Below are 14,684 nucleotides of genomic sequence, written 5' to 3'. Positions count from 1 at the left end.
CGCGCTGAACGCCGTCGGCCTGGACGACGGCGCGGCAGTCCTGGGCCCGGCCGTGGTCACGGGTATCGACACCGGGGCGTGAAGCGGCGAGCGCTGACGCGACCGGCCCGCGCAGGTCACACGTTCGGGTGAACCACCGCTGCCCGCCGGAGCGGCGTCACCGCGGACCCCGCCGACTCCCGCACCGGCACGTTCCGGGCCACGCGCCGGTCCCACGGCCTGTGGGACAGGGACCTGCTGACCACAAAGGACAGCGCCGAGGGCTTCATGGTGCGCACCGGCGACCGCCTGGAGACCCAGGTCCGGCTGCCCGTCGGACTCGGCGCCCGGCCCGGCCGCCGTCAGTCCGCCGACCGGGCAGCGTGGGTGCGTACATCGCCGCCCCGGCTCCTGAGCGGCACGCCCGCCTCACCGAGCACACGGTGCACGAAGCCGTACGAGCGGCCGTGAGCCTCCGCTATCACGCGGATCGAGCGCCCCTCCTCGTACTCCTTCTTCATCACTTCGGCCAGCTCCCTGCGCGCCGTACCCGTGATCCACTTCCGCTTGTCCACGACGATCTCCTCTCGCGACGTCGGATGTGATCACCGGCTGCCCGACTCGCCGCGATCCATGTCGCCGATCCGGCGTCCGCTCCCGGCTAGAACGCGTACCTGATCCGCAGCCAGGGCGCGTGCGTGGCAACGAGCCTGCGCAGGGCGTCCACCGCCTCCGCCTTGACACCGTTGCGGTAACGGACGTTCAGGGCCCCGTTCTGCGAGCGCTTGGCCTGCTGGAGGCCGGGCTGCCACAGCAGTTCCTCGCCGCGGGGGTGCCAGCCGAGGTTGACCTCGTGCAGGTCCTCGTTGTGGGTCAGCATGACCACCTCGGCCGCCGCCTGCCGCTTGACCGGATCAGGCAGCACATCGTCGAGGTGTCTCAGCAGCTCGGCCCATGCCTCCTGCCAGCCGGGGCGCAGCACGACGGGGGAGAGGTTGAAGTGCACCTCGTAGCCGGCCTCCAGGAAGTCCCCGGCGGCCGCGACGCGGTCGGCGACCGGCGAAGTGCGCAGGTCCAGGAGGCGGGAGTCCTCCGCCGGCATCAGGGAGAACCGGATCCGGGTACGGCCGCGCGGGTCGCAGTCGAGCAGATCGGGATTGACGAACTTGGTCGCGAAGGATGCCTTGGCCGTGGGCCAGTGCCGGAAGGCGTGCACCAGATCGGCGGTGTTGTCGCAGATCAGGGCGTCCACCGAGCAGTCGCCGTTCTCCCCGATGTCGTAGACCCAGGCCGTGTCGTCACACTGGTTCGGCTCGGGCTTCCTGCCCTGGCGTGCGATGTGCCGGCCGAGGTGCGCGATGATCCGGTCGATGTTGGTGAAGACGGTGATCGGATTGGCGTACCCCTTGCGGCGCGGCACATAGCAGTACGCGCACGCCATCGCGCAGCCGTTGGAGGGCCCCGGGGCGATCCAGTCGGCCGAGCGGCCGTTTGGACGGGTGGTCAGGGTCTTCTTCTCGCCGAGGACCAGGGTCTCGCCCTTGACGCGGATCCAGCGCTCGACGTTGCCCTCGTTGCCGTGCAGCCCGGGGATGCCCCAGTGGGACGCCACCTCGATCAGGCGGCCCTGCGGGAACAGGTCCAGGATCCGTCGGCCACGGGGCGAGGCGGCGGCGGCCGGCTCGGCGTAGATCTCCCGCACGGGCAGCAGCCGACGGGCCGTGGCACTGGCACGGAACGCGGGGCCCCCCGAACCCCGGCTTCGGTCGGGCTGCGCGGCGCCGGGTGCGCCCAGGGCCTCCAGGCCGAACAGGGCGTCGGAGCCGTCGTCCGCTGCGGCGTGCGTCATCCAAGGGCTCCGGGCTGGGGCTCGGCCGTTGCGGCGCGTGTGTGTCGGTGCTGGTCGGGTCCACCGTAGGACGCTCACGCGCCTGGCGCGGCGGCACGCGGTCACGGGCGCGTGGTGGACTGCGTCACGCGGTGACGCGCGTGGGCGGCGGTGCCACGCCGTCAGGCGCGCGCAGAGCGGTGTCCGTTGCCCGGCTGAACGCGCGACGGCCGGGTAGACGAGTGCTACGCGCCCCGGAACCGCCCTGCGGTCCCGCGACCCGACGGACGACAAGGAGCGTCATGGCCACCGTGATGGAACGGATCAAGCAGTTCGCGCGCAGCCCGCAGGGGCGCCGCACCATGGAGCAGATACGGCGCCAGGCCGCCGACCCGCGTCGGCGCGCCCAGGCCCAGCGCCTCTTCGAGCGGCTCCGTTCCCGCCGGTGACGCGGGCGCGCCGGAAGTGACGGCTGACACGTTTGCCGTACGCCGGAGTCATGACTCGCGCAACGCCGGGTAACGGCCCGCCAAGGACGGAGCGGGCGGCACGATCAGGGAAGGTTCGAGATGGCGACGCGCGTGGGCACGACGCCGGACACCGGTACGCCACTGCCGCAGATCACCGACCGGCAGAGGATTGCCCCTGAGGCCGCCCGTACCCTCACCCAGCTGTTCCTCCAGCGGCTCACGGTGCTCGAGGAAGGTGCCGCCGAGTACCAGTACGCCCGCAACACGCTCATCGAGATGAACATCTCGCTGGTGCGCTCCGCGCTGGGTCAACTGGCGCATCGACGTGCATCGAACCGGTTCTCTTCCTGGTCGGCATAAGCGCCAGCGTTACGCATGGGTGAGAGGTGGCAGGGCATCCGGGTGAGGAGCCGGGGTTGCCGCCCGTCGACGTCATGGCCCTAGGAGGGTGAAAAGGTGAAGGGCTTCCGCAGCTTCATCCTGCGCGGCAATGTGGTCGACCTGGCGGTCGGCATCGTCATCGGAGCGGCGTTCACCGCAGTCGTCAACGGCTTCGTCACCGCCTTTTTGACCCCGCTCGTGGGGCTGGCCACCGGTGTCACCGGCGACATGGCCCGCAAGACCTTCACCGTAGGCGCTACCACGTTCCCCTACGGAGCTTTCATCAACGCGGCGATCAGCTTCCTCCTCATCGCCGGCGCCCTGTACTTCCTCGTCGTCCTCCCGATCAACAAGCTGCACGAGCGTCTCGCTCCCCACCACGACGTCCAGGCCCCCAAGCGGGACTGCCCCGAGTGCCTCAGCCCCGTCCCGGCCCAGGCCCGACGCTGCGCCTCCTGCACCGTCCCCCTGCCCGCGGTGCCCGCCCAGGCCGGGGAGACAACTCAGCGGGCCGGGTGACCGGACTCCTGATCGAGCGGTGACAGCCGGACAACTTCGGTTCTCAACCCTTGGCCGGGGTGCCCCCGCAGCCGCGGCGCCGGCGTTCGGCATCCCCGCCCTCTGGTCTGCGGGCCTGCCGGAGACGGGCCAGGCGTCCAGGCACTTCTCGGAGCGGATCACCGCCGCGACCGGGGAGGTGTCTCGTCTGCGGTTTCTCGCCTCCTGCGCGGTGCTGGACGCGCAGATGGCGACCGTGGACGAGGTCGTGCACCTGGTCGGCGTCGTCACCGGCTCCGCCGCCACCTTCACCTCGCGCGAGGTGCAGTCGGCCCGGACGGCGGTGCGGGTCGGTCCGGCCCCTGTGCGCTGCCTGGCACGATGCTGTTCATGCAGCCGCTGCCCGTTCCGTGCCCTGCCAGCCTGGTCCCGGACGCAACAGGCGTCGATGCCTTCAACGCCGCATACCAGCGGGCCAAGCATCAGCGCGCGGTATGTGTCGGCCTGGAGCGCCAGCCCCTCCGTGGACGGTGAAGGCGGACACGCTCATCGCCCCGGGTTACAGGTCGACGATAGCGTGTACGACGCGCTTCGCAACGCGATGATCCGGCTGATCCGCCCCAACTCCTCTGCTGGTCCTGTCTACTTCGTGCTGCACGACGTCGACGGTGAGCGGCGGGCCAGCGAGTTGGCGGCCGCGTTGCACGCCGCCCTGTACGCCGACCTCGTCCCGCTGGCCCGCGCTGTTCCCGCGACCTCTGCCTGATCTGCGGCTGTCGCGTGTCACCGCACTGCCCTCCCCGATGGCGGAGCGGCGGTGACCTTCTGCTCGGTGGTGCGTTGGGTGCAGTGACGCGTGGCCGGTGTTCATGGTCACCTCACGACAGGGCACTGTGTTGCGTACGGCCGTGGCTCCCGCCCGGCGTCGGGGCCACGGTCGTCGGCGTGAGCCGGCCGGGCTGCCGTGGTTGGGCCCGGGCCCGGACGGCTCTGCTGCCGGTCCGTCGGTCACGGAACTGCGTCGGATCCCCCGACAGGCTCTTGTAACGTGGGCTTGTCCAGGGCGGCTCGGCATCCATGGAGCAGATCATCTCTACCGACAATGCCTCGCAATCCCAGCCCGAGCCAGCAACGCCTGGTGTTGATGAGCGTGTACTGGCTCAGGGCTCTGTGACCGCTCTGCTGGTGGCGGCCGCTCTCACCTATGCTTTGGACCTCGGCAGCAAGCTTGTGGCTGTCTCGCGGTTGGAAGGTCGGGAGCCCGTTGCCATAGCAGGCCGCGTGGTGACGCTTCAGGTGTTCCGTAACGCGGGTGCGGCTTTCAGTTCGGGCCAGGCTTTCACTGCTGTGTTCACGGCGATCTCGGTCGCGGTGGTCCTGGTCATCGCGCGTGTCGCACGCAGGCTTCGGAGCTTTTGGTGGGCTGTCGCTCTGGGCCTGTTGCTCGGGGGTGCGCTCGGCAATCTGACTGACCGGATCTTCCGGGCGCCCGGCGTCTTCCGTGGGCACGTCGTCGACTTCATCTCCGTTGAGCACTTCGCGGTGTTCAACCTGGCCGATTCGGCCATTGTCTGCGGCGGTGCCCTGGTGGTCCCCCTGTCGTTCCTGGGCACTTCCCTGGACGGCTCGCCCCCGCACGATCGGCAGGGCCGGAGCATTCTCGCTCCGCGATGAGATGCTCAAGAGCTGAGCGCTCGACTGCCGTGTAGCGCGGGCCCGGTGTCCCCTTCGGTAAGGGCTCCGGCTGCATGCACGTCGAGCCCGAAGGCACATCCGCGCCGGTGGTGCGGTCACCGGTGCAGCGCCACCACGGTGTCCACCACCGCGCGGGCCCGCTCCACCAGCTCATCGCACAGTGCCTGTAGAGCCTGGACGACGTCCTTGGGTGCGTCGGCGAGGACCTGGCCGACGAAGTGCGCGATGATGCGGGCGATTCCCGGCACGGCGGTCGCAGGGGCGTGTGTGGCCCACTCGCGGATCGCCATCAGGTAGATGACGCCGACCTCGTCCAGGACGAAGGAGCGGGCGCCGGGCGGGGCAGGCTGGAGAGAGGACATCCGGCGAGGAAGCGGAAGCTGCCCGTGGCGGTCACGACACCCCGTGCGGCGACACCGCTGTCCGTGCGGCCCTACCAGGGCGGCGACGAGGCGGCGGTGCTCGACCTGGTGGGCGCCGACCGGCTGCCCACCGCGCGCGGTATGCGGGAACGTGAAGAACCGGGCCAGGGCTCTGGCACGATTTGCGTTGCTGTTCCACGGACCCGTCAGATTCGCCTGAAGGAAGTACGCGTGGAGCGCGCCGTCGTGCTCGAACCGCGGCGACAGGGGGAAGGGCAGGCCGTCTGGCGGTCCTTCCTCATCCAGCCATGCCACCAGATCACCGGGCACCGCGTCCAGGAAGGAAGGCGTCGTCGCAAGCACGGGTAGTCGCGGCTCACGAAGTGCACCGTCCACCTGGGTCTGCTCAACACCCGCGGACCCTCACCGGTCAGTGGCCGACTACTTGCTCCTGCCGCAGTACGGCCGGGCACTTAGCTCTGTCGACGCGCTGCGTCCCGCTGCGTGGGGCTGTCGGCAGGTGGCGCAGTCATGTCGAGCAGAAGCAGCGCATCGTGGTCGCGGCTACCGGGCTCGGCGGTATAGACGCCGATGCGCTGGCCAGGGGTGCCTTCCACGTGCAGGGACTGCGAGGTGAGCGTGAGCGTTCCGCCCTGGGGATGCCGGAACGTCTTGTGAGCAGGCTTGCGTCCGGTCACTTCGTAGCGTTCCCACAGCCGGGCGAAGTCGGGGCTCTTGAGGAGGAGCTCGCCGACCAGGTTGGTCAGGTCGGGGGCGTCGGGGGCGGTGCCGGCGACGGCGCGCAGGCGGGCGACGCAGCCGGTGATCTGCCGGTCCCAGTCAGTGAAAAGGTCGCGGGCCGCGGGGTGGAGGAAGAGGTAGCGGGCGAGGTTGCGGTGCTTGGCCGGCCAGTCGTCCAGGCCCGCGTACAGGGCGAGGCCGCCGGGGTTCCAGGCGAGCATGTCCATGCTGCGGCTGATGACGTAGGCCGGGTTCGGTCGCAGCGACTCCAGCAGCAGCTTCAGGTGGGGGCGCACGGTACGGCTCGGGGCCGGCGGTGGCTCGGGCGCGTAGCGGGCGGCACGCGCGGCGAGCTCACGCAGGTGCTGATGCTCCTGGTCGTCCATGTGCAGAGCACGGGCGAGGGAGTCGAGGACGGCGGGACTGGGGCGGGTCTCCTTGCCGCGTTCCAGGCGCACGTAGTAGTCGATGCTGATCCCGGCGAGGGTGGCCAGCTCCTCACGGCGGAGCCCTGGGGTACGGCGGATACCGGCGCCGACGGTGAGGCCGACGTGCTCGGGACTGGTCTGGGTGCGGCGGGCACGCAGGAAGCGGCCCAGCTCGGCGCCCTCGCTGTGCGCGCTCGTCGAAGTCATGACTCCAGTCTCACCCGCCGGGCACCCGCTGCGCGGGCGGAGGGGGGCCCTGTCATTACCCCCGAAGAGCCCGCCCTGCCACACCCGAGCCATCCGGGCGAAGGTGAATGAGGAAGACGTCGGCCCCTCGCTCCGCCCGGACTTCAACCGGCACGACCTGCCGGGCCGGACGCCAGTGAGAGACCAGGTGACACCATGATCGGAAGAGGGTGACCGCCGAGCAGCTCAACAAGCTCTCCAGCCTGCCGCCCGCCGTCGGCGACCCCCACACCGAGGCCCAGGCGCAGATGCTCGAACGCTGACCCCAATCCTGGCACGCCGCGCCTCGCGTGGCGCCCCCCGCCTCTCGTTTGGAGTAACACCTTTCATGCGTGCAGCAGTGATGTACGGAGCCGGTGACGTCCGCGTCGAGGACCGGCCCGACCCGAAGATCGTCCAGCCGGCCGACGCCGTGGTTCGCGTCGTCGCTTCCTGTGTGTGCGGCAGCGACCTGTGGCCTTACGCGTCGATGCCCGCCACCGGCACCGGCCGCCCCATGGGGCACGAGTTCCTCGGCGTCGTGGAGGACACCGGCGCGGACGTGACCGGCCTGAAGACCGGTGATCTGGTCGTCGCCCCGTTCACCTACAGCGACAACACCTGCGACTACTGCGCCAAGGGCTTGCACATCTCCTGCCGCAACGGCGGCCGGTACGGCTTCGATGGCGTCGACGGCGGGCAGGGCGAAGCCGTTCGTGTCCCGTACGCGGACGGCACCCTGGTGAAGCTGCCGGTGGCCGCCGACTCCGCGCTGCTGCCGTCGCTGCTCGCGCTCTCCGATGTGATGACCACCGGCCACCACGGCGCCGTCACCGCCGGCGTCGGCCGCGGAGATGCGGTGCTGGTGGTCGGGGACGGCGCGGTCGGCCTGTGCGCAGTGATCGCGGCCAAGCGGCTGGGGGCCGAGCGGATCGTGCTCGCCGGCCGCCACGAGGCCCGCACTGGCCTGGGCCGTGAGTTCGGTGCCACGGACGTGGTCGCCGAGCGAGGCGAGGAGGGCATCGCTCGCATCCGCGAGCAGACGGGCGGCGTGGACAAGGTCATCGAGGCCGTCGGCACCCGCCAGGCCCTCGACACCGCACTCGGGGCGGTCCTGGACGGGGGCACCATCAGCCGCCTGGGCGTCCCCCAGTACGAGCAGGGACCGATCGGTCCGGCCGAGTTCATGCGCAACATCACTCAGACCGGTGGCGCCAGCCCCGCCCGCGCCTACATCCCGGAACTGCTGCCCGACGTCCTGGACGGCACCATCACCCCCGGCCGCGTCTTCGACCAGGAATTCATCCTCGACCGGACACCGGACGCCTACCGGGCCATGGCCGACCGCCAGGTCCTCAAGGCCCTCATCCGCCCCTGACTCCCCGGCCCTCCGGTGAAGGACATCCCGCGGTGCCACCGTCGATCCCGGCGACGAACAGGCCCTGGTGGGCAAGGAAGCCGTGGTCGGCAGTGCCTTCGTCCCCTGGGACGACTGGTTTCGTCCACCGGGAAGTCCCGCCGGATACCCCGGCGGACGCTGAGACCAGACCCCTCCTACCACTCCGGGCACCGCACCGTGGCTACGTCAGTGAGAACGGGCTCTGTCTGCAAGTTCTCGAACACATCGCCTTTCTTACACCGCTATACCCCGTGGCGAACCGGTCGCGCGCCGCCACTTACCGATCTTGCTCATCAATCGCATCCCCCGCCTCCCCCCGCCAGGAGGCGAGGTTGCTCCGGGCAGTGAGGGTGTCGGGGTGGTTCCGGGCCCAGCGGTGTCGCGTTCGATGGCGGGCCAGGCATTCCTTCACAGCAAGGCTAGGCATCACGTACGGTCATAGCCGGGGCAAGATCATTGATTAGCCGCACGAGTGAAGACGGCGTTGTAAACGGCGCCGGCTCCTGACCCCTTAGCCACAGATTGGGGCCTCAGGACAGAGACGCCACGATTCCTTCGCCAGCTCGCGCGTAGACCTCCACCCCGGCCCTCAGACGCAGGCGCCTTCCTGACAGCCGCCCCGTGGGGCTCATTGGCGCTCGCGCCATCCGGTGACCGATGAGGCTGGTTCTGTCCCCGTAGCCACATCCGGAGCCGACCCAGGTCTGGGCAGTCACGTGATCGCCCGAACACGCCCTGGAAAAAGACCATGACTGCCGCACCTGTCACTCCAGGTGGCACTTACACACAGCGTTCGGCCCTGACCAAGCGTCACTCGACGGTCGGCGCGTGTGTGAAGTGCGCAGCGTGCACGCACACTTGGGAGGTATCGGTTTTCGGAAAGGACGCTGCATTCATGGGTCTGACCCGTCGGCTTCTCATACTGCTCTTCGCACCCCTGCTCGCCCTGATGGCGGCGCCCGTGCTGGGGACCGGGTCGGCAGTTGCCGCACCGCAGGCGAAGACGATCTCGATCGCCCAGGCCCGCGGCCTGCCGGTCGGGACAGTGGTCACCGTGGCGGGCTCGGTGACGACTCCCTCCGGTGCCTTCGAATCCAGCTTCGGCGACAAGGGATTCGGGCTCCAGGACAGGACCGCCGGTATCTACGTCAGCCTGCAGAGCGAGGTGCATGCGTACCCGTGTCAGCGCGCACGCATCACCGGCACGCTGCGGGACAGCTCCGGACTGCTGACCCTGGTCCCGGCCGATCCTTCCGATGTCGAGCTCGGTCACGAGGGCCGGCCGGTGAAACCGGAACGGGTCGGCACCGCCGGGGTCGGAGAGGCCACCGAGGGGCGGCTCGTCAAGGTCGTCGGCAGGATCACTCAAGCACCCACGAGCGACCTCCCCTACGGGTACAAGCTGCCCGTCGACGACGGTTCGGGCCTCGTGCCGGTCTTCGTCAATGTGCAGACGGGCATCGACGTCTCCGGCCTGAAGCAGGGGCAGAGGGTGCGGGTGATCGGCTTCAGCAGCCAGTTCGGCACCCACTACGAAATCGATCCGCGGTCGCCGCACGACATCGCGGTGGTCGGGGCCTGATCGCCGGCGGGGCGGAGCGGGATGAGGGGGGCGGGGTAGTCCTGGGCATTGGGTTGCCGGAGGATGAGGACGGCCGCCGCAAGGGTCATCTGCTCCGCGAGCACTGTCGGCGATGGATACCCCGGCAAGCACGGCCACGCCGACCATTCGCGCTGTGCGTGCCGTCGTAGCGCGGTCGGGACCGGTGAGGCCCACCTTCGCGACAAGCATGGTGAAGGGCGTGGGAGCCCTTCGCCTTCCCTGCGGGGACGGTGATGCTCGGCAGTCCTGCGTCCAGGACTTCCGGGCTGGCGGCGGCATACGGCTGCCAGCCCGCTTGGGCAGGATCGAAGGTGGTGCCCCAGGTCTGAGCGGCGGAGGAAGGACTGCCCGCAGCAATCGACGTCCGCGGCGCTGGCACCCGAATCTGACCACCACAGCCAGCCGGCTCCTGGCGCAAGGGGGCTACGTGGCGGTCAGGCAGTGGTGAACCGCCCGGGGATCGCTAGAGGCTACATGCGTTGACTCGTCAGCCACGGTGTCCTCCTGCTGCACGAAGCCCACATCGGCCGCCGCGCGACTCCCACTTGTTTCGGGATGCGGGCCGGCGGGGGAGAGGGACGCCCCTCGGCGGGGCACCCGCCGACTCTTACACAGAAGGACATGCCATGCTCGCGACACATAGCCGAGTATCGGCCGCCTGGCGGCCGATACTCATGCTCGCTGTGCTCCTTGCCGGACTGCTCGCCGGCACGGCGCCCCACGCCCGTGCAGCCACAACCCAGGACACCTCCGTCACCTTCCACGCGCAGGCAACCACGGAAGGCGGGACGCTCCTGGTCTCCGGCAGGACTCCGCAGCTGGGCTCCTGGGACCCGGCCAGAGCCATTCCCCTGGGCACGACTGCCAGCGCGTACCCGCACTGGGCGGCCAGCATCCGGCTTCCCGTCGGCACCACCGTGCAGTACAAGTACCTCCAACGCTCCCCGAACAGCACGGTGACCTGGGAAAGCACCCCCAACCGCACCCTGGCCGTCTCCGGGGACACGTCGGGCACCGACCACAGCTGGAACGTCAGCCCGGTCACAGGCCACCGCCACCACCCACTGGGGCCAGAACCTCTACGTCACCGGCAACCTGCCCGACCTCGGCAACTGGGACCCCGCCAAGGCCCTCCCCCTGGCCACCGGCCCCAGCACCCACCCCCTGTGGTCCGGCACCCACTAACTGCCGCCGAACACCACCGTGCAGTACAAGTACCTGAAGAAGAACCCCGACGGCACCCTGACGATCAACGACACCTGGCGCTGACGCGCCGACAGCGGGCGCCGCGGTGCCCAGGTGCTGCTGGACGACCGGCGGCCTGGAGACGGTCGCTGTGCGTATGCCGGGACACCCGCTCGCGCTCGCGCGGCTGGAGGCGTTCGGCGGCGGCATCACGGCTCCGTCCGCCAACCGCTTCGGCCAGTCAGCCCAACCGCGGCGGACGACGTCCTTGCCGAGCTCGGCGACGCCGTCGACTTCGTGCTGGAGGGCGGCCGCTGCGAGGTCGGCGTCGAGTCCACCCTCGCGACGTCACTGGTGAGACTCCGGCCATCGTGCGACCCGGCGGGGATACCCGTGAGGACCTTGAAGCAGTGCTGGGGCACCCGCTCGCTGCGCCTGCGACCAGTCACGTCCGGGTGCCGGGCCAGCACCCGTCCCACTACGCACCGCGGGCGCGGTTCGTCCTGGTCGAGCCTGAGAGGGTCGTCGCCGAAGCGGAAGTCGCTTCCGGCCTGGGGCACCGGGTGGGCGTCTTCCTCCCCGCCGCATTCGCCGGGGCGCCGGTGAGGGCACACGCCGCGGTGGAGGTGCCCGCCTCGGTGGCCGCCTACGCGCGCGGCCTGGACGGGTTCCTGCGCGAACTCGACCAGAAGGGATGCGACCGCATCGTCGCGTCCTTGCTGGCGGAGGAGGGGCTGGGCCTGGCGATCGCCAACCGGCTCCGCCGCGCCGCGGGGCCCCGTACGACCGTCTGACCACCCCCGAGCACCCACGTCTGATGGGCGGGCTGCCGGGCGCGTGCCGATCCTCGCCTGAGATTCTCCTGTTCTTCCGCACGTGGCAGCCCGCGGCCCTACCGGCTCGGGCGGGGCCGCGGGCTGGATCCGCGATCTTCCGGGTGAGCGGGGTCCAGTCAGGACGCGGCGGGACCCGCGACGTCGAGGCCGCGGGCGGCGACGAGCTGGGCGCTGCCCGCGGCCAGCCGGTAGGACAGGCCCACCACGCCGAGGCGGCCGTCAGCCACCCGCTCGGCCAGGACCCGGGAGCGTTCCAGCAGCAGGTCCACGGTGTGCTCGATGTGCTCGGCCAGGATCTCCTCGGCGCTCTCGCGTCCGGCGGCGCGGGCTGCCAGCACGCTCGGGGTGACCCGTTCGACGACGTCGCGGACGAAGCCGCCCGGCGTCTGCCCGTTCTCCAGGGCGGAGCAGGCGGCGGCGACGGCGCCGCACGAGTCATGGCCAAGGACGACGACGAGCGGCGCGTTCAGGACACAAGCGCCGAACTCGATGGAGCCGAGCACCTCCGCCCCTATGACGTGACCGGCGGTGCGGACCACGAACAGGTCGCCCAGGCCGCGGTCGAAGATGATCTCAGCGGCCAGACGGGAATCGGAGCATCCGAACAGCACGGCGAACGGCTGCTGGGAGGGTGCGGTCTCGGTGCGACGGACGGCGTCCTGGTTCGGGTGCTCGGGCGTGCCGGCGACGAAGCGCTGGTTGCCGGCCATGAGCAGCTCGAAGGCGTCGCGGGGCGACGGCGTGTGGATCTTCTCGGTCATGGCGGCAGCCTACGAGGCAGCACCCGCCGCGGCTGCCCCAGGCCCACACCGTGGACGGCATCACGCACCGCCCCCACACCCGCAATATCGTCCCGTAAAGTGATTGTTTGTCCGGCCGTATGAGCCGCGCCGGATCACGTCGCACCGGCTGGAGGGAGGAGCGGTTGTCCGAGGGCACGGGGCTGGGGCGGCGTTTGCTGGACCACCTCTTGACCGAGGCGGTGCGGGACCTGGGCGCGCACGCCGCCGGGGTGTACGTGCTGGCTCCCGGGGAGGAGGTGCTCACGCTGGAGGTTATGACCGGGCTGCCGGTCGAGTTCGCTCAGCCGTGGCAGCGGGTCTCCCTCGCCTACCCGGTGCCGGTGACCGACGCGGTGCACGTCCGGGACCTGGTGTGGGTGGACTCCCAGGAGGAGCTGGCGCGCCGCTACCCGCGCGCTGCGCTCGTCCTGCCCTACCACTTCGCACTCGCCGGTGCCCCGATCCTGCACGACGGGGCGGTGGTGGGGGCACTGCTGCTGCTGTGGCCCGGGCCTCGGCACGACCTGGTGCCCGCGGTGAGGGCCGGCATCGCGTCGGTGTGCGCGTTCCTCGGCCACGTGCTGGCCGCGGCCGAGCAGACGGGACAGCCGCTGGCCCCACTTCCGGCCGCGCGCACCCTGGCACGCCCCATGACCAAAGACCCCGCACCCCCGGCGGCAGCAGAAGTCGCGGCGGGCTACGCCGAGCGGCTGCCCGAGCCCGGCGTCGCGCTCGACCTGGACGGCCACATCACCTTCATCACCCGCGCCGCGGCCCGCCTGGTGGGCGCCGGGGAGCAGCGGCTGCTCGGCGCTCTGCCGTGGGAAGCGCTGGCGTGGCTGGACGACCCGGTATACGAAGACCGCTACCGCGCAGCCGTGATCAGCCGTCATCCCACCTCGTTCACCGCCCAGCGTCCCGACGGGGTGTGGCTGCGCTTCGAGCTGTTCCCCGACGACACCGGAATCAGCGTGCGCATCACCCCCACAGCCGGCCCGGCCGCCGTAGTCGCCGCTGAGCCGTCCCAGGCCGGCACAGCCCTCGGCACGCCGCCGCGGGTGGGGGCGCTGTACCACCTGATGCATCTGGCCGGCGCGCTGACCGAGGCGGTGGGGGCCGAGGATGTGGTGCGGGTGGTGGCGGACACGGTGCTGCCCGCGTTCGGCGCACAGGGACTGACGGTGCTGGTCGCTGAGGGCGGGCGGCTGCGGATCGTGGGTTACAGCGGCTACCCGGCCGAGGTTATGGACCTCTTCGACGGCACTCCGCTCACCTCGCCCACCCCTGGGGTGCGGGCCCTGACAGAAGGGGTGGCGGGTTTCTTCTCCACCCGCAATGACCTGGAGCGCACGTTCCCGGCTCGCGCTCAGCGGGAGGACGGGATGGCGGCATGGGCGTTCCTGCCGCTCATCGCCTCCGGCAAACCGGTCGGCACCTGTGTCCTGGCCTTCGCCCAGCCTCACGTCTTCGCGCCGGAGGAGCGGGCGGCGCTGACCTCGCTGGCCGGCCTGATCGCCCAGGCGCTGGACCGCGCCCGCCTCTACGACACTGAGCACGCCCTCGCGCAGAGCCTGCAGACCGGTCTCCTGCCGCGCGCCCTCCCGGACGTCCCCGGTCTCGAGGTGGCGGCGCGCTACCTCCCCGCCACGCATGGCATGGAGATCGGCGGCGACTTCTACGACCTCATCCGCCTGGACGCCACCACCGTCGGGGCGGTCATCGGCGACGTTCAGGGCCACAACGTGGCTGCCGCCGCCCTGATGGGCCAGGTCCGCACCGCTATCCACGCCCACGCCACCGCCGGCGCCGCCCCCGACGAGGTCCTCACCCGCACCAACCAGCTCCTGTGCGACCTCGATCCTGGACTGTTCACCAGCTGCCTGTACGCCCGTATCGACCTCGCCGCCCACACCGTGTGCCTGGCCACCGCCGGCCACCCGCCACCGCTCCTGTGCCTCGACGCCATCACGAGCATCGTGCAGTTGGAGCCCGGTCTGCTGCTCGGCATCGACCCCGGTGCCATCTACCCCACCCACACCCTCGCCCTACCGCCTGGGGCGGTGCTGGCCCTGTTCACCGACGGCCTCGTCGAAACTCCCGACGAACCGCTGGATGCCCGCATCACCGCCCTCGCCAACGCTCTGGGAGGCGGACCGACCGACCTGTCCACCCTCGCCGACACCCTCACCACAGCGGTGCGCGCCGGTGACGAACGCACCGACGACGTCGCCCTGCTCCTGCTCCGGCCGGCCCCATCCACCTGATCCGTCCT

The 14,684-nt window shown here is 70.7% G+C and carries 14 protein-coding genes and 3 pseudogenes; 12 read left to right on the top strand and 5 right to left on the bottom strand.

From position 1 onward, the window contains the following. Positions 1-341: 341 nt before the first annotated feature. Both ACWCV9_RS36185 and ACWCV9_RS36180 read right to left on the bottom strand, forming a co-directional pair. Positions 342-554: a helix-turn-helix domain-containing protein gene (locus tag ACWCV9_RS36185; protein WP_450793094.1), complete on the bottom strand. Its 213-nt coding sequence runs from the start codon at positions 552-554 to the stop codon at positions 342-344. Positions 555-640: 86 nt separating this feature from the next. Beyond that, complete coding sequence (locus ACWCV9_RS36180) at positions 641-1,828, bottom strand: spore photoproduct lyase family protein (protein WP_450793092.1); 1,188 nt, start codon at positions 1,826-1,828, stop codon at positions 641-643. A 281-nt stretch (positions 1,829-2,109) separates the two neighbouring features. Between ACWCV9_RS36180 and ACWCV9_RS36175 the strand changes: the two genes are divergently transcribed. The 5 genes from ACWCV9_RS36175 (at position 2,110) to lspA (ending at position 4,830) form a co-directional block, all read left to right on the top strand. Continuing rightward, positions 2,110-2,256 carry a hypothetical protein gene (locus ACWCV9_RS36175; protein ID WP_385848290.1) on the top strand — a complete coding sequence of 49 codons (147 nt, stop codon included), beginning with the start codon at positions 2,110-2,112 and terminating at the stop codon, positions 2,254-2,256. Positions 2,257-2,376: 120 nt separating this feature from the next. After that, a complete protein-coding gene (locus ACWCV9_RS36170) occupies positions 2,377-2,637 on the top strand; it encodes a hypothetical protein (protein WP_450793091.1) in 261 nt (86 codons plus the stop codon). Positions 2,638-2,733: 96 nt separating this feature from the next. Then, positions 2,734-3,177 carry a large conductance mechanosensitive channel protein MscL gene (mscL, locus tag ACWCV9_RS36165; RefSeq protein WP_450793090.1) on the top strand — a complete coding sequence of 148 codons (444 nt, stop codon included), beginning with the start codon at positions 2,734-2,736 and terminating at the stop codon, positions 3,175-3,177. Between the two features lie 211 nt (positions 3,178-3,388). Further along, on the top strand, positions 3,389-3,922 hold the full coding sequence (locus tag ACWCV9_RS36160) for a hypothetical protein (RefSeq protein WP_450793088.1): 534 nt from the start codon (positions 3,389-3,391) through the stop codon (positions 3,920-3,922). A gap of 311 nt (positions 3,923-4,233) precedes the next feature. Beyond that, the gene (lspA, locus tag ACWCV9_RS36155; protein WP_450793086.1) at positions 4,234-4,830 is read left to right on the top strand and encodes a signal peptidase II; all 597 of its coding nucleotides are present in this window, start codon (positions 4,234-4,236) and stop codon (positions 4,828-4,830) included. 116 nt (positions 4,831-4,946) lie between these two features. On the opposite strand, the gene ACWCV9_RS36150 is transcribed toward lspA, so the two are convergent. Continuing rightward, positions 4,947-5,213 carry a hypothetical protein gene (locus ACWCV9_RS36150; RefSeq protein WP_450793084.1) on the bottom strand — a complete coding sequence of 89 codons (267 nt, stop codon included), beginning with the start codon at positions 5,211-5,213 and terminating at the stop codon, positions 4,947-4,949. A gap of 24 nt (positions 5,214-5,237) precedes the next feature. Here ACWCV9_RS36150 and ACWCV9_RS36145 point away from each other — a divergent pair, with 24 nt between their 5' ends. Continuing rightward, entirely contained in the window at positions 5,238-5,582 is a 345-nt protein-coding gene (locus ACWCV9_RS36145) for a hypothetical protein (RefSeq protein ID WP_450793082.1), read from the top strand. Positions 5,583-5,686: 104 nt separating this feature from the next. Here ACWCV9_RS36145 and ACWCV9_RS36140 read toward each other — a convergent pair whose 3' ends face one another. Continuing rightward, positions 5,687-6,589, bottom strand: coding sequence for a helix-turn-helix transcriptional regulator (locus ACWCV9_RS36140; RefSeq protein ID WP_450793081.1), 903 nt, complete (start codon positions 6,587-6,589; stop codon positions 5,687-5,689). A 367-nt stretch (positions 6,590-6,956) separates the two neighbouring features. Here ACWCV9_RS36140 and ACWCV9_RS36135 point away from each other — a divergent pair, with 367 nt between their 5' ends. From ACWCV9_RS36135 to ACWCV9_RS36115, 5 genes and pseudogenes are all read left to right on the top strand, one after another. Next, positions 6,957-7,985 (top strand): zinc-binding dehydrogenase, encoded by a 1,029-nt coding sequence (locus ACWCV9_RS36135; protein ID WP_450793079.1) that lies wholly within the window; start codon positions 6,957-6,959, stop codon positions 7,983-7,985. 970 nt (positions 7,986-8,955) lie between these two features. Beyond that, positions 8,956-9,588, top strand: a complete 633-nt coding sequence (locus tag ACWCV9_RS36130) for a hypothetical protein (protein WP_450793078.1) — start codon at positions 8,956-8,958, stop codon at positions 9,586-9,588. Positions 9,589-10,235: 647 nt separating this feature from the next. After that, a pseudogene (locus tag ACWCV9_RS36125) lies at positions 10,236-10,613 on the top strand (carbohydrate-binding module family 20 domain-containing protein); the annotation flags it as partial. 55 nt (positions 10,614-10,668) lie between these two features. Continuing rightward, positions 10,669-10,794, top strand: a pseudogene (locus ACWCV9_RS36120) (carbohydrate-binding module family 20 domain-containing protein); the annotation flags it as partial. A 127-nt stretch (positions 10,795-10,921) separates the two neighbouring features. Further along, a pseudogene (locus tag ACWCV9_RS36115) lies at positions 10,922-11,588 on the top strand (L-threonylcarbamoyladenylate synthase); the annotation flags it as partial. Positions 11,589-11,746: 158 nt separating this feature from the next. On the opposite strand, the gene ACWCV9_RS36110 reads toward ACWCV9_RS36115, so the two are convergent. Further along, a complete protein-coding gene (locus ACWCV9_RS36110) occupies positions 11,747-12,391 on the bottom strand; it encodes a carbonic anhydrase (protein ID WP_450793076.1) in 645 nt (214 codons plus the stop codon). Between the two features lie 164 nt (positions 12,392-12,555). Here ACWCV9_RS36110 and ACWCV9_RS36105 point away from each other — a divergent pair, with 164 nt between their 5' ends. Further along, positions 12,556-14,676: a SpoIIE family protein phosphatase gene (locus ACWCV9_RS36105; protein WP_450793074.1), complete on the top strand. Its 2,121-nt coding sequence runs from the start codon at positions 12,556-12,558 to the stop codon at positions 14,674-14,676. Positions 14,677-14,684 lie beyond the last annotated feature (8 nt).

This window comes from Streptomyces sp. NPDC001606, from assembly GCF_053596835.1.
This window is presented reverse-complemented; position numbering and strand designations above follow the sequence as displayed.

Bases quoted from the DNA above. Each gene is read 5' to 3' on its own strand.
- ACWCV9_RS36180 (WP_450793092.1), bottom strand. From the start codon at position 1,828: ATGACGCACGCCGCAGCGGACGACGGCTCCGACGCCCTGTTCGGCCTG.
- ACWCV9_RS36175 (WP_385848290.1), top strand. From the start codon at position 2,110: ATGGCCACCGTGATGGAACGGATCAAGCAGTTCGCGCGCAGCCCGCAG.
- ACWCV9_RS36170 (WP_450793091.1), top strand. From the start codon at position 2,377: ATGGCGACGCGCGTGGGCACGACGCCGGACACCGGTACGCCACTGCCG.
- lspA (WP_450793086.1), top strand. From the start codon at position 4,234: ATGGAGCAGATCATCTCTACCGACAATGCCTCGCAATCCCAGCCCGAG.
- ACWCV9_RS36150 (WP_450793084.1), bottom strand. From the start codon at position 5,213: ATGTCCTCTCTCCAGCCTGCCCCGCCCGGCGCCCGCTCCTTCGTCCTG.
- ACWCV9_RS36140 (WP_450793081.1), bottom strand. From the start codon at position 6,589: ATGACTTCGACGAGCGCGCACAGCGAGGGCGCCGAGCTGGGCCGCTTC.
- ACWCV9_RS36135 (WP_450793079.1), top strand. From the start codon at position 6,957: ATGCGTGCAGCAGTGATGTACGGAGCCGGTGACGTCCGCGTCGAGGAC.
- ACWCV9_RS36130 (WP_450793078.1), top strand. From the start codon at position 8,956: ATGGCGGCGCCCGTGCTGGGGACCGGGTCGGCAGTTGCCGCACCGCAG.
- ACWCV9_RS36110 (WP_450793076.1), bottom strand. From the start codon at position 12,391: ATGACCGAGAAGATCCACACGCCGTCGCCCCGCGACGCCTTCGAGCTG.